Below are 12,133 nucleotides of genomic sequence, written 5' to 3' on the forward strand. Positions count from 1 at the left end.
CGCCCCGCAGCGTCTTTCAGGGCTCCGACCGAGCCAGCCTCCTGTCGACCCACCGTTCGACCGGGGCCGCCACCACGGCGGCCGCGAGCACCAGGTGCACCGCCAGGAACACGATCGCGACCGGCACGCTCGGCGGCCCGCCCGTGAACACGATGATGTGCGACGCCCAGTCCAAGGTGGACGGAGCGCCTTCGGCGCCCCAGTCGTTCAGCACCCAGAACCCGAGGTCGTTCAACCCCGAGATCACGACCAGCACCGCGGCGACGCCGACCTTGACCACGGTCGCCGTGCGCGCGCCGCCGAGCCGGTACGCGAGCAGTCCGAACAGGACGATGTAGGTGACCACGAACAGCTGGAACTGGTACACCACCGCGAACTCGCCCTCGGCGCGGTACTCCAGGATCCGCAGGATCAGCGCGGTGTCCAGGTATCCCATGTAGGCGAGCACGCCGACGACCACCAGCGCGGGCCCGAACCGCCCGCGCGGGAACACCGCGACCGCGGCCACCGCGAACAGGAACGGGCTCAGCTTGAACAGCCACTCCGCCAGGTTGTCGAGCGTCTGGTCCGGCGGCAGCACCACCATGATCAGCCCGGCGAGCACGGCCGCCGGCACCGCGGCCGCGAGCCACAGCCAGCGGCGTGCCGAGTAGAGCGCGGCCGTCACTTCTCCACCCAGAACGGGCCGAGCGCGAGACCGTCGACGTCGGTCTTGCGGAAGCACGCGATCGCGTCCTCCGGCGTGCACACGATCGGCTCGTTGTTGTCGTTGAACGACGTGTTCAGCACCATCGGCACGCCGGTGAGCTTCTCGAAGTGCGAGATCATGTCCCAGTAGAGGGGGTTGTCGTCGCGGCTCACGGTCTGCACCCGTGCCGTGCCGTCCACGTGGGTGATCGCGGGCACCACGTCGCGCTTGTCCTCGAGCACGTCGAACACCAGCAGCATCACCGCCGACGGGTAGCCGCTCGCGAAGTACTCGCCCGCCTTCTCCGCCAGGCACGACGGGGCGAACGGCCGGAACGCCTCACGGTGCTTGACCTTCTCGTTCATCCGCGTCTTCGACTCGGGGTCGCGCGGGTCGGCGAGCAGCGTCCGGTTGCCGAGCGCACGCGGCCCGCACTCCATGCGGCCCTGGAACCACCCGACGATGAGCCCGTCGGCGACGCGGGTCGCGGTCCACGCCGCGATGTCGTCCACCCGCCGGTACTCCACGCCCGCGTCCCTGAGCGCCTGCTCCATCCGCTCCTCGGTGAATTCCGGGCCGGTGTAGATGAAGCCCTCGGTCGGCCGCGGCCTGCCGTACTTGCCGACCGTCACCGCGAGCGCGGCACCCAGCGACGAGCCGTCGTCGGCGGCCGCGGGCTGGGCGAAGAAGTCCTCGAACGGCGTCTCCATGAAGATCCGCCCGTTCATCACCGAGTTGAGCGCCACGCCACCGGCGACGCACAGCTTGGTGAGCCCGGTCTTCTCGTGCAGCCACCGCGCGAGGTGCAGGCCGACCTCCTCGAGCCGGACCTGCAGCGCGTACGCGATGTCCATGTAGTGCTGGGAGATCGGGTTGTCCGCGGTGACGCGGGTCCGCTCGCGCGGCGGGCCGAACAGGTCGATGAACGTGTTCGACATCAGGTGGCGGCCGGACGTGTGGTGGCGGAACCAGTCGAGGTTCAGCTCGTACCGGCCGTCGGGGAGCAGGTGCACGAGGTCCTTGAACCGCTCGACGTAGGTGTCCCTGCCGAACGGGGCGAGGCCCATCACCTTGCCCTCGTCCATGGTGGGGTAGAAGCCGAGGTAGTTGGTGACGCCCGCGTACATGGCGCCCAGCGAGTGCGGGAACTTGAACCGCCGCAGGCCGGTGATCTTCTCGCCCTTGCCGACGGCGAGGTACGTGCTGGTGCCGTCGCTGCCGATGCCGTCGAGCGTCAGGATCGCCGCCTCGTCCCACGGCGAGATGTAGAACGTGCTCGCGGCGTGCGCGCGGTGGTGGTCGATCAAGTGGACCTTGTACTTGGTCGGCCCGGTGAAGCCCAGCGCCTCCCGCACGTCGCGGCCCAGCGTGTAGCCGCGCTTGACGTGCCCGAGCACCGCGCCGCCGACGTGGAAGTTGTCGACGCCCTTGCCGCCGTGGCGGAACGTCTCGACCAGTCCGGACGCCTTCGCGCCCTGGTCACCCTCGTTGCGGAACACCTCGAGCGTGGCCGGGAAGTAGCGGGCGAACACCTTCGCCGCGTGCCACGGCTCGCGCCACCGCTGCCAGAAGTACGCCACGTGGTCCACGTCGGACAGCGTGATGCCGCCCTGCTCCAGGCAGAACCGGATGGCGTCGGTGGGGAAGCCGCCGTCGTGCTTGACCCTGCTGAACCGCTCCTGCTCGGCGAAGGCGACGATCTCGCCGTCGCGCACCAGCGCCGCGGCGGCGTCGTGGTGGCGGCTGATACCGAGTACGTACATGGTGGCTCCGCTGTTCTTCTCGTGTTACGGGTGGAGTTCGGGGTGCCTGCGCAGCAGCAGCCCGCGCAGGGCGCTCGCCTTGACGGCGGCGGCGATGACGAGCGCGGCGAGGCCGCCCGCCGCGCCGAGCCACGGCACGACGGCGAGCGCGATCAGCGCGGTGGCGGCCAGCCCGACCCCGGCCGCGACCGACGTGATCGTGAGCACGCTGCTGTTCGTGTTCTCCAGCAGGAAGTTCGCGTACATGACCAGCGAGGACACCGCGACCTCGACGGCGAGGATCGCGCCGAGCACCAGGTAGGACTCGGTGGTCAGCAGGTCCCGGCCGGACGGGAACGCGACGAGCACGGCCATGACCGCCGCGAACGCGAGCCCGCCGCGTTCGGCGGCGCGCAGCAGCCGGAACGTGCGGGCCCGTCCCGCCGCGCCGCCCGCGCCGCGCAGCCGTGCCGACGTGGCCGGCTGGTACAGCTTCAGCTGGTACAGCACCAGCGCGCCCGCCATGCTCGCCACCAGCACCGCGAGGTAGAGCGGGCCGCTGTCGGTGGTGCGGCCCGTGACCGCCAGCACCAGGTACACAGTGGACAGCGCGGCGACGTCGAGCAGCTCGGACAGGCCGAGCAGCCAGGTGCTGCGGCCGAGCGCGGGCAGCAGCTTTCTGCCGCTCCCGGTGCCGAGCACCCAGTCGCGGGGCAGCGCGTACAGGGAGTGGGCGATGACCGCGAGCAGACCGCCCAGCAGCAGCGTGAGGTGCGCGGTCGGCGACCAGCCCACGAACCACGTGACCAGCGTGCCCGCGACCACCACGCCGGTCATCGCGCCGAACGCGGCCGCGTCCCGCATGGGCCGGTCGCGCAGGCGGTGCAGGCCGGACATGGTCATCAGCAGCCCCGTCGCCGTCCACCAGACCGCGGTGCCGAGGTACAGCGTGACCGTCCCCTGTGGACCCATCAGCAGCGCGACCGTGAACGCCGCGAGGAGCGCCAGCACCGGCGCCGTCGCGAGCCACACCACCAGCCGCGCCACGTCCGCCGTGAGGAAACGCATGCGTGGCAGTGCTTTCAGCGCCGCCTTCTCCGCAGCGGTCGGCACGAACAGCAGCCACGCGCACAGCCCCAGCGCGTTCGCGAACACACCGAACGTCTCGGCGCCCCACACCACGGCGAGCGCCACCGCCATCACCTGGCTCGCCAGCCGGAACACCCCGCGGCCCGCCGCGAGGCGCACCATCACCGACAGGCGGGGCGGTGCCGTGGACGCGACGGTCATGGTGCGGCCAACTCCAGCCGCAGCGTCCGGTCCACGAACGCGGCGGCCGTGCGCAGCTGCCCCGCGGTCGCCGCGGACAGCAGGACGTAGCCGACCTTGTGCGCGGCCTGCGTGAACGGCTGCACGTGGTCGCCGGGCTGCGCGAACAGCCGCAGGTCGACGACCTCGGGCAACGCCGTGACCTCGGAGAGCCCGTGGATCGCCGCCAGGCGGCCGGGCCGGTCGGCCGCGACGACCCGCAGCATCACCGGTCGCGGTGTCCTCGGTGCCAGCTCGACCGGTTCGCCGACGGCGAGCGCGATCGTCGCCGAGAGCAGGTCGACGCCGCACATGGTCTCGATCAGCTCGGCGAGCCCGTTGCCGCCGGTCCTGGCGCCCATCTCGATGAAGTACAGCTGCCCGTCCGGCGCGAGCACCACGTCCAGGTTCAGCGGCCCGCTCACGTAGCCCAGCTCGGCGCACAGCTTGTCGAGCATGGTGACGAGCCTGCGGTCGGTCTCCGGCGGCAGGTCCGCGGGCAGCTGCTGGGCGGCGGTGATGAAGTAGGGCGGCGCGGTCAACGTCCGCGCGCTCACCGCGTGGAAGGCCACCCGGCCCGAGGACACGACCGCCTCGACGGTCAGGTGCTCGCCGGTCACGTGCTCCTCGACGACCACCCGCCCCGACGGCGAGTGCTCGATCGCGGCCCGGATCGCGGCCGTCAGCCCACCCGGTTCGCCGCACGGCACGACCCCGCGACTGCCCGTGCTGTCGACGGGTTTCACCAGCGTGGGGAACCGCAGCCGCAGCGCGGCCTCCCGCAGGTCGGCCCCGACGGACCCGGCGACCGCGCCGTAGGCGGGGAAGCCGAGCCGCTCGCACACCTCCCGGAACACGGACTTGTCCGCCGACGCGAGCACGGCCTGCTCGGAGATCGGGTCGGGCAGGCCCCAGTGCCGGGCGAGCCAGCGCTGCGACGGCAACGCGATGTCGCTCGCGGGTGCGAGGACACCGACGATGTCGCGCCGGTCCGCCAGCGCGGCCGCGACCTGTTCGGGCGCGCGGGTGCTGATGTGCAGGTACTCGTCGGCGAACGGGACGCCGGGGGCGCCGGACCGCATGTCCACGCAGATCGTGCGGTAGCCGAGCTTCGCGGCCCGCTGGTAGGTCGGTACCGCGCCGTCGGCCGCGCCGAGTACCACCAGTGACGTCACGTCCGGACCTCCTCGACTGCGCGTTCGGTCAGCAACCGGTCCGCCTCGTCGACCGGCATGGTCGACTCCCGCACGTAGAACAGCGCGGGTCTCGCCTGCCCGGCGCCGACGGCGACGAGGTAGCGGACCGCCACGGCGAGCACGGTGAGCACCGCGAACAGCGCGCCGAGCACGGCGGTCGCGAACACGTCCGTCCACAACAGACCCGCGGCGGCGCCGACCGCGCCTGCCCCGGCGACCACGGCGGCGAACAGCGCCAGCAGCGACGCGGCGCTCGCCATCCGGTTGGAGAACCCGACGAACAACCCCACCGCGTGACCGACGAGCCAGCGGAGGTTCAGCTTGGACCCGCCGCGTTCCCGTGCCCGGTGCGCGACCGGCACCGTGGCGTACCGGTTGGTCAGCCGGGGCACGGTCGCGAGGAAGTACGGCGTGCCGAGGCGCAGGTCCACGATCGCACGGGCCAGTTCGGTCCGGACGAGCCGGAACGTCGTGGCGCCCGGCGGGATCTCGATGCCGAGGACACGCCGCGCCACGAAGTGGTAGAACCGCGCGCCGACCCGTCTGACCAGCGGGTCGTGCCTGGTCTCCCGGACGCCGAACACCGCGTCCTGACCGCTTTCCGCGGCGGCGACCAGCTTGTGGGCCTCGGTGACCGGGAACTGCACGTCCGCGTCGATGTGCAGGATCCACGGCTTGCTCGCGTACCGGTAGCCGGCCGAGAACGCAGCCTCGAAGCCGAAGTTGCGGGTGAACGACAGGTACTGCACGCGCGAGTCGGTCCGCGCGAGCGCGCGGATCCTCGCCAGCGTGTCGTCGGAGCTGCCGTCGTCGACGAAGAGCACCTCGAGGTCGACGTCGCCGAGCTCGGTGACGATCTCGGAGTACGCGTGCTCGACGTTGTCGGCCTCGTTGAAACAGGGCACCACCGCGGTCATGCCCGCGCTGACCGGACCGGACATGCGTGCCGCCCTAGTTGGCCGTGTGGACGAGCTGCTCGCTTTCCGGGACCGACCAGTGGATGCCCTCGTGCTCGATGAACCAGTCCACCGTGCGCGCCATCCCCTCGCGGAGGGACACCAGCGTGGCCGGGTCGATACCCACCCCGCGCAGGGTTTCCGGGTCGGCCGTGACGATCGCGCCCACCTGCTCGCCCGGCCGCATCGGCAGGTCCTCGATGGGCACGGGGGAGTAGCCGCGTTCGACGCACAGCTCGATGATCAGCTCGGCCACCGACCGGATGCTCGTCGACTCGACCGGGCCGACCTCGACCGGCTCGTCGAGCACGTCGCCGCGGGCCGCGGTCTCCAGCGCGGACACGAGCGCGCGGGCGACGTCGCCGACCCAGACCATGTCGGAGATCTGCACGCCGCCGCCGTAGAGTTCCACCGGCTGGCCGGCGAGCGCGCGGCAGATGACAGCGGGCGTGATCTTGCGTACCTTACCGGAGCCGAAGGGCGCGGCGGCCAGCTGTCTGGGGCCGTACGCGTTCACCACGCGAACATTGTTGACGCGCGTTCCCCGATCGGCGTTGAACATCCGCACAAAACGTTCCACGGCCGACTTGGAGATCGAATAGCTGTTGTTCATCCAGTGATTGCCCACGGCGATGTTCACGCCGGGAAGATCGTATTGGGCGACCGCTTCGAGAAAGTTCAGGCCACCGCTCAGATTCGTTTCCGCGGCGGGCCGGGGATTGCGGATCGTCTCCTGGGTGCCGAGCACCGCCGCGAGGTGGATGATGCCGTCGCAGTGCGCGGCGAGCTCCACCATGGCTGTCGCGTCGCGGATGTCACCAAGCATCACCGCATGCTCCTGACCTGCGGCTTTCGCATGGTGGTCGAAGACGAGCGGCTCGTGCCCCCTGCTGACGAGCTCCTCGCACACGTAACGGCCGATGAAACCGTTACCCCCCGTGACGCCTACCTTCATCGATGGATCTCCGATCCCGTCCCGCTGTGGATGTGCCGAGGGTGATGGCACGCGGCACAGTTCCTAGCAGGCGAAACGGAGCAAAGGGACCAAGCGTTAGGTAATTCGTCCGTTCAGATCAGCGGGAGGTGTTCGGGGTTAGGGCGTTCGGCCGTAGAGTCGCCCGGCAGCGACATTCAGGTGGCACACTCCCGGGTCGTGAACGTCGATCCGTGGTGGCGCATCGCTTACCGGCAAAAGGTTGCGTCGGTGTTTCGGTCCGTGCCGCTCTACCGCGAGCGGTGGGCGCTGTCCGGCCGGACGGATCCCGTCGTGGTGCCCGGACGGCCCGGAATCCACAGTGGAGCGATCAAGAAGGAGGACGTGCTACGCCGCTTGGTCGACCTGGTTCCTCTGGCCGGAGGAACGGAGTCGGTCGATCCGCAGCGCGGTCTCGGTGCCGCGTTGTCGGTCCGCTTCCCGTTGCGTCGTGGCGCGTTCGTGACAGTTCTGGACAAAACGGACGTGTTGCCGCCGAGTGACCTGCCACGCGGAGTCACCGGCTGCGTGCTCGACCTGCCGTCCGGTCCGGCCGAGAGCGCCTGGCTGGCGCTGACCGCGGCGTTGCGCCGTGGCGTGCCGGTGATCGCCGTCGGCGTCGACAAGCGACTGGCGGAACTCGCCGCGGAACTACCGGAGGAACTCGCGGTGCGCCTCGACGCGGTGCCGGTACGGACAATGCGCGAACTCGACGCGGGCCCGTACGGACTGCTCCACGATCCTTTGCTGGGTTATCTCGGTTCGTTGCGTCAGTGTGGACGGTGGCATCTGGACTGGCGGCGGGTGTACGCGCGGGAGACGGACGCCGGTATCGCGATGACCGTGTTGTCGCAGCGGTCGCCTGCCCTGGTCGACATCCTGGTGGGCCCCGGCTCGCTCGATCGCTGCCCGCGCCACGGCACGCCGGTGGTGCTGCCGTGACGGTCACCGTCCACGACCCGCGGCACGACCCGGCGCCGTCCGGCTGGTCCGACTTCGTCGCGCGCCACCACCTCTACCCGCCGTGGGAATACGACCTGCTCGGCGTCGAGGCGTGGCTGTCCCGCAACCCGCCACTGCTCGCCGTCGCGCGGTCGGGTGACGAGATCGTCGGCGCGCTGGCGGCCATGGTGTGCGTACCGGGCAGGGGGAGCGAGTACGCGCCCACACGCATCCGCGGGGTGGCCCCGAAGATCGCGCAGGTCTACCAACCATGGCTCGGCGGAGAGGGTTTCTTCGTGCCCTCCGGTGACGCGGATGTGCTCCGTGCGCTGGAGAGGGGACTGCGGAAGCGGCTCGGTCCCGTGCTCGCCGGGCTGATCTACCGGAACGTCCCGGCGGCGCTCGCCCCGCTGATGTCCGGCCGGGGTCGCGTCACGCGGACGGTGACGCCCGCGGCGTCGATGCTCGAGAACCGGTTCGGGGACGAGGAGGCGTGGCTCGCGAGCCTGTCCCGCAACCGCCGCAAGAACGTCCGGCGCGTGGACCGGCTGGTGGCCGCGGACACGTCGCTGGTCGTCCGCTTCGGACCGGCGCGGTCCGATGTGGACGGCGCCGTGCTCGCCGGGCTGCTGCGCACGCACCGCGCGAAGTTCGGCAGGCAGCCGCTCGACCCGCGCACCCCGGTGGCGGGGGAGTACCTGGCGCGGATGGTGCGACGACCGGACGTCCACACGCTCACCTACGCCGATGTGGACGGTCAGGTGCAGGCGTTCAGCACCTACCTCGACCACCCGGTGACCCCGATCCTGCAGTTCTGGGCGAGCAGGGAGGACCGGGGGCACCTCTACTTCGACTGCCACGCCCGCGCCATCCGGCACGCGATCGCCACCGGCCGCGAGCAGTTGTTCGCCGGTCGGGCGAAGGCGGCGGAGAAGGAGTCGCTGGGTTTCGCCGCCCGCCCGATGTGCGTCGTGGGCGTCCCGGGGCCGTTGGTGGGTCGTTGAGCGGAGCTTGCGCAGCGAAGGAGAAGGCGTGACCTGGGAGTTGTTCGATCCGCGCTTCGACCCGGAACCCTCGTACTGGCGAGAGCTGCGGTCGCGGGCCGCGCTGCGTGCGGACTGGGCGTGGGACGTGATGGCGGCCCAGGCGTGGACGTCACGGACCCCGGTCTACGTCTCGGTGCTCCGCGACGGGGCGTCCCCCTCGGGGGTGGTGTTCGCGAACTGGGCGGGTCTGCCGGTGCGCCGCAACAGGTTCGTCGGCACCCGCCGAGCGCGCTTCGTCGGTGGCCTGCACGTCCGCAACCCGGGCACCGGCTCCGTCCCCGGCTGGTGGTCCGACGGCCTGCCCACCGCGGAGTTCCTCCGCGACTACGTCTCCGCCACGCGCCGCGAGCTGGGAATCGGCTGCGGCGGGGCGCTGCTGCGCCAGCTCGCGGCCGACGAGCTGACGGCCATCGGCCGCTGCGTGTCCCGTCCGACCGAAGACCTCGCGGTGCTGCGCACGTCCGCGTGGCCGTCGGTGACGGAGTGGCTGCGGGGGATGAAGCGCAAGCGCAGGCACAACATGCGCCAGATCGCCCGCGCGGTCGCCGAGTCCCCGAAGCTGGCCGCCGACGTGGTCCCCGGTGCGGATCTGGACCCGCGGGAGGTCGCCAGGGTGCTGCGTCACAACGAGAAGAAGTACGCGGGCAGGCTGGCCCCGCTCCCGCAGTCCACCGGCTACCTCGCCGCGCTGCTGCGCCAGCCGGACGTCGTCGTCGGTACGTACCGCGCGGCGGACACCGGCGAACTGGAGGCGTTCGTCTCGGTGCTCGACCACCCGCGCTGGCCGGTGACCCGGCACTGGTCGGCACGCCCGGCCACCGACCCGGACCGCCCGAACCTGTACCTGGACCACTACCGGCTCATGGTCGAGTTCGCCCAGCGGACCGGCAAGGAAGGCGTGATCGTCGGCCGGGGGAAGCCGGAGCTGAAGCGCTCGCTCTGCGCGGAGCTGGTGCCGCAGTTCGCCGCCGCGATTCGTTAGGGCGGGGTGACCTGCCATGATGCGGATGTGGATCAGCGAAGTCTGCGTACCGTGGCGGCCACCCGCTACGTGACGCCGTTCCGGGAGGGCGGGTCGCTCCCCGGGCTCGTCGAGGCGGACGACCTCGGCATGTACGTGCTCAAGTTCCGCGGCGCCGGTCAGGGGCTCAAGGCGCTGACCGCGGAGATCGTCGTCGGCGAGCTGGCGCGCAGGCTCGGGTTCCTGGTGCCCGAGCTGGTGCTGGTGGACCTCGACCCGGAGCTGTCCCGCGCGGAGCCGGACGAGGAGATCCAGGACCTGCTCCGTGCGAGCCCGGGCCAGAACCTGGGGGTCGACTACCTGCCCGGCTCCTTCGACTTCAACCCACGCGTCCGCGATCCGGGCAGCGACCTCGCGGCACGGCTGCTGTGGCTGGACACGCTGGTCCTCAATGTCGACCGCAGCTGGCGCAACCCCAACATGTTGTTGTGGCACCGCCAGATCTGGCTGATCGACCACGGCGCGTCGCTGATCTTCCACCACCGCTGGCTGCCCGGCTGGCAGCCGGCGTCGACGTACCGCTACGACGCCGCCGACCACGTGATGATGCCGGTGGCGGGCTCGATCGCCGAGGCCGACGCCGAGCTGCGCCCACAGGTCACGCGCGAGTTGGTGCGCGAGGTGCTGGCGCTGGTACCGGACGAGTGGCTGGACCCGGAGCTCGGCTCGCCGTCGGACGTCCGCGACGCCTATGCGGCATACTTCGCGGCGCGCCTCGCCGACGCACCCAACTGGGTCGCCGCACTGGAGGAGACCCGTGCCGCACGTGTTTGAGTACGTCCTCGTACGCGCCGTGCCCCGCCCGGACCGCGGCGAGTTCATGAACGTCGGCGCGATCGTGTACTGCGCGCCGCTCCGTTTCCTGCGCTGCGGGGTCGCGGTCGACCGCGATCGCCTGCGTGCCCTGGACCCGGCCCTCGACCTGGAGACCCTGGACGCCGCCCTCCTGTCCATGTGCCAGGCCTGCGAGGGCACCGGGCCGATGGCGGGCAGCAGCGTCGGTCAACGTTTCCGCTGGCTGGCCGCACCCCGCAGCACGATCCTGCAGACGTCGCCCGCCCACACCGGCCTGACGGAGGACCCGGCCGCGGAACTGGACCGGCTGCTGGCCACGCAGGTGCACGTGCACCGGAACGCCTGATCGATCGCGCGGGCCCCAAGTGGTCAGAATCGGAAGTCCTTCGAGACCCCGAAGGACTTCCGATTCTGACCACTAAGCTCGCGTGGGTGGCGAAGTACTTCGACGTGCATCCGGACAACCCGCAGCGGCGATCGGTGGGGCAGATCGTCGACCTCGTTCGGTCCGGTGGGCTGATCGCGTACCCGACCGACTCCTGCTACGCACTGGGCTGCCAGTTCGGCAACAAGGAAGGGCTGGAGCGGATCCGGGCGATCCGCCAGCTCGACGACCGGCACCACTTCACGCTCGTGTGCCACGACTTCGCGCAGCTGGGGCAGTTCGTCTACCTCAGCAACACGGTGTTCCGCGCGGTCAAGGCGTCCACGCCCGGGCCGTACACGTTCATCCTGCCCGCGACGAAGGAAGTGCCGCGACGGCTGATGCACGCCAAGAAGAAGACGGTCGGCGTGCGGATCCCGGACCACGTGGCCGCCCAGGCCATCCTCGCCGAGCTGGGGGAGCCGCTGCTCTCCAGCACGCTGCTGATGCCCGGCGAGGAGGAGCCCATGACCCAGGGCTGGGAGATCAAGGAGGCGCTCGACCACGTCGTCGACGCCGTGATCGACTCGGGCGACTGCGGCACCGAGCCGACCACGGTGATCGACTACTCCGACGACGAGGCCGAGGTCATCCGCGAAGGCGCGGGCGACCTGGCGCGGTTCGGCCTGGCGTGACGGGGGCTCAGTCAGGGATGACGCGGACGATCACCCGCTGCTCGCCCTCCTTGCGCCACGGGTAGCTGTCGGCGCCGAGGTACTTCTTCGCGAGCTTGTCGATGTGCTCGTCGGCGCCGTGCTCGACGATCTCGGCGGTGCCGCGCACGGATACGAGACGGTAGAAGTCGTTCTTGTCGACGACCGTCACGGCGACCTTCGGGTTCCGCAGCAGGTTGCGGTGCTTCACGCGCCCCTTGGCCGTGTTGAACAGGATCGCCTCGCCGTCGGTGTCGATCCAGACCGGCGTCAGCTGGGGCGAGCCGTCGGCCATCACGGTCGCGACGGTCGCGATCTGCGCCTCGCCCAACAGCTCAAGTTCTTGAGAGTTCAACTTCTTGGTCATACAGCGAGCAACCTGCCACGTT

The 12,133-nt window shown here is 70.8% G+C and carries 13 protein-coding genes; 6 read left to right on the forward strand and 7 right to left on the reverse strand.

Annotated features, from left to right (window positions below):
• Positions 1–16: 16 nt before the first annotated feature.
• Genes ACIBVP_RS02100 through ACIBVP_RS02125 form a run of 6 tightly spaced genes read right to left on the reverse strand, consistent with a single transcriptional unit; the run spans position 17 to position 6,845 of the window.
• Positions 17–667: a hypothetical protein gene (locus ACIBVP_RS02100; protein ID WP_396104095.1), complete on the reverse strand. Its 651-nt coding sequence runs from the start codon at positions 665–667 to the stop codon at positions 17–19.
• Complete coding sequence (locus ACIBVP_RS02105; RefSeq protein ID WP_396104096.1) at positions 664–2,451, reverse strand: carbamoyltransferase; 1,788 nt, start codon at positions 2,449–2,451, stop codon at positions 664–666. The genes ACIBVP_RS02100 and ACIBVP_RS02105 overlap by 4 nt, the downstream gene beginning before the upstream one ends.
• Before the next feature lie 24 nt (positions 2,452–2,475).
• Positions 2,476–3,720 carry a hypothetical protein gene (locus tag ACIBVP_RS02110; RefSeq protein WP_396104097.1) on the reverse strand — a complete coding sequence of 415 codons (1,245 nt, stop codon included), beginning with the start codon at positions 3,718–3,720 and terminating at the stop codon, positions 2,476–2,478.
• Positions 3,717–4,913: an ATP-grasp domain-containing protein gene (locus ACIBVP_RS02115; protein ID WP_396104098.1), complete on the reverse strand. Its 1,197-nt coding sequence runs from the start codon at positions 4,911–4,913 to the stop codon at positions 3,717–3,719. The genes ACIBVP_RS02110 and ACIBVP_RS02115 overlap by 4 nt, the downstream gene beginning before the upstream one ends.
• Positions 4,910–5,875, reverse strand: a complete 966-nt coding sequence (locus ACIBVP_RS02120) for a glycosyltransferase family 2 protein (protein ID WP_396104099.1) — start codon at positions 5,873–5,875, stop codon at positions 4,910–4,912. Before ACIBVP_RS02120 ends, ACIBVP_RS02115 begins: the two co-directional genes overlap by 4 nt.
• 10 nt (positions 5,876–5,885) lie before the next feature.
• A complete protein-coding gene (locus ACIBVP_RS02125) occupies positions 5,886–6,845 on the reverse strand; it encodes an NAD-dependent epimerase/dehydratase family protein (protein WP_396104100.1) in 960 nt (319 codons plus the stop codon).
• Positions 6,846–7,094: 249 nt separating this feature from the next.
• On the opposite strand from ACIBVP_RS02125, the gene ACIBVP_RS02130 reads away from it, so the two are divergent.
• The 6 genes from ACIBVP_RS02130 (at position 7,095) to ACIBVP_RS02155 (ending at position 11,726) form a co-directional block, all read left to right on the forward strand.
• Complete coding sequence (locus ACIBVP_RS02130; protein WP_396104101.1) at positions 7,095–7,805, forward strand: hypothetical protein; 711 nt, start codon at positions 7,095–7,097, stop codon at positions 7,803–7,805.
• Positions 7,802–8,809, forward strand: coding sequence for a GNAT family N-acetyltransferase (locus tag ACIBVP_RS02135; protein ID WP_396104102.1), 1,008 nt, complete (start codon positions 7,802–7,804; stop codon positions 8,807–8,809). Before ACIBVP_RS02130 ends, ACIBVP_RS02135 begins: the two co-directional genes overlap by 4 nt.
• Positions 8,810–8,837: 28 nt before the next feature.
• Positions 8,838–9,833 carry a GNAT family N-acetyltransferase gene (locus tag ACIBVP_RS02140; protein ID WP_396104103.1) on the forward strand — a complete coding sequence of 332 codons (996 nt, stop codon included), beginning with the start codon at positions 8,838–8,840 and terminating at the stop codon, positions 9,831–9,833.
• Between the two features lie 27 nt (positions 9,834–9,860).
• A complete protein-coding gene (locus ACIBVP_RS02145) occupies positions 9,861–10,646 on the forward strand; it encodes a HipA family kinase (protein ID WP_396104104.1) in 786 nt (261 codons plus the stop codon).
• Positions 10,630–11,013 carry a DUF3037 domain-containing protein gene (locus ACIBVP_RS02150; protein ID WP_396104105.1) on the forward strand — a complete coding sequence of 128 codons (384 nt, stop codon included), beginning with the start codon at positions 10,630–10,632 and terminating at the stop codon, positions 11,011–11,013. The genes ACIBVP_RS02145 and ACIBVP_RS02150 overlap by 17 nt, the downstream gene beginning before the upstream one ends.
• 86 nt (positions 11,014–11,099) lie before the next feature.
• On the forward strand, positions 11,100–11,726 hold the full coding sequence (locus tag ACIBVP_RS02155; RefSeq protein ID WP_396104106.1) for an L-threonylcarbamoyladenylate synthase: 627 nt from the start codon (positions 11,100–11,102) through the stop codon (positions 11,724–11,726).
• 7 nt (positions 11,727–11,733) lie between these two features.
• On the opposite strand, the gene ACIBVP_RS02160 is transcribed toward ACIBVP_RS02155, so the two are convergent.
• Positions 11,734–12,111 carry a PPOX class F420-dependent oxidoreductase gene (locus ACIBVP_RS02160; RefSeq protein ID WP_396104107.1) on the reverse strand — a complete coding sequence of 126 codons (378 nt, stop codon included), beginning with the start codon at positions 12,109–12,111 and terminating at the stop codon, positions 11,734–11,736.
• Between the last annotated feature and the right edge of the window lie 22 nt (positions 12,112–12,133).

This window comes from Actinophytocola sp. NPDC049390 (assembly GCF_044466355.1).
In the GTDB taxonomy this organism is placed as follows: Bacteria; Actinomycetota; Actinomycetes; order Mycobacteriales; family Pseudonocardiaceae; genus Actinophytocola.

What these genes read in the sequence shown, in the direction of transcription:
- ACIBVP_RS02105 (WP_396104096.1), bottom strand. Translation starts at nt 2,451, where the DNA reads ATGTACGTACTCGGTATCAGCCGCCACCACGACGCCGCCGCGGCGCTG.
- ACIBVP_RS02110 (WP_396104097.1), bottom strand. Translation starts at nt 3,720, where the DNA reads ATGACCGTCGCGTCCACGGCACCGCCCCGCCTGTCGGTGATGGTGCGC.
- ACIBVP_RS02120 (WP_396104099.1), bottom strand. Translation starts at nt 5,875, where the DNA reads ATGTCCGGTCCGGTCAGCGCGGGCATGACCGCGGTGGTGCCCTGTTTC.
- ACIBVP_RS02125 (WP_396104100.1), bottom strand. Translation starts at nt 6,845, where the DNA reads ATGAAGGTAGGCGTCACGGGGGGTAACGGTTTCATCGGCCGTTACGTG.
- ACIBVP_RS02160 (WP_396104107.1), bottom strand. Translation starts at nt 12,111, where the DNA reads ATGACCAAGAAGTTGAACTCTCAAGAACTTGAGCTGTTGGGCGAGGCG.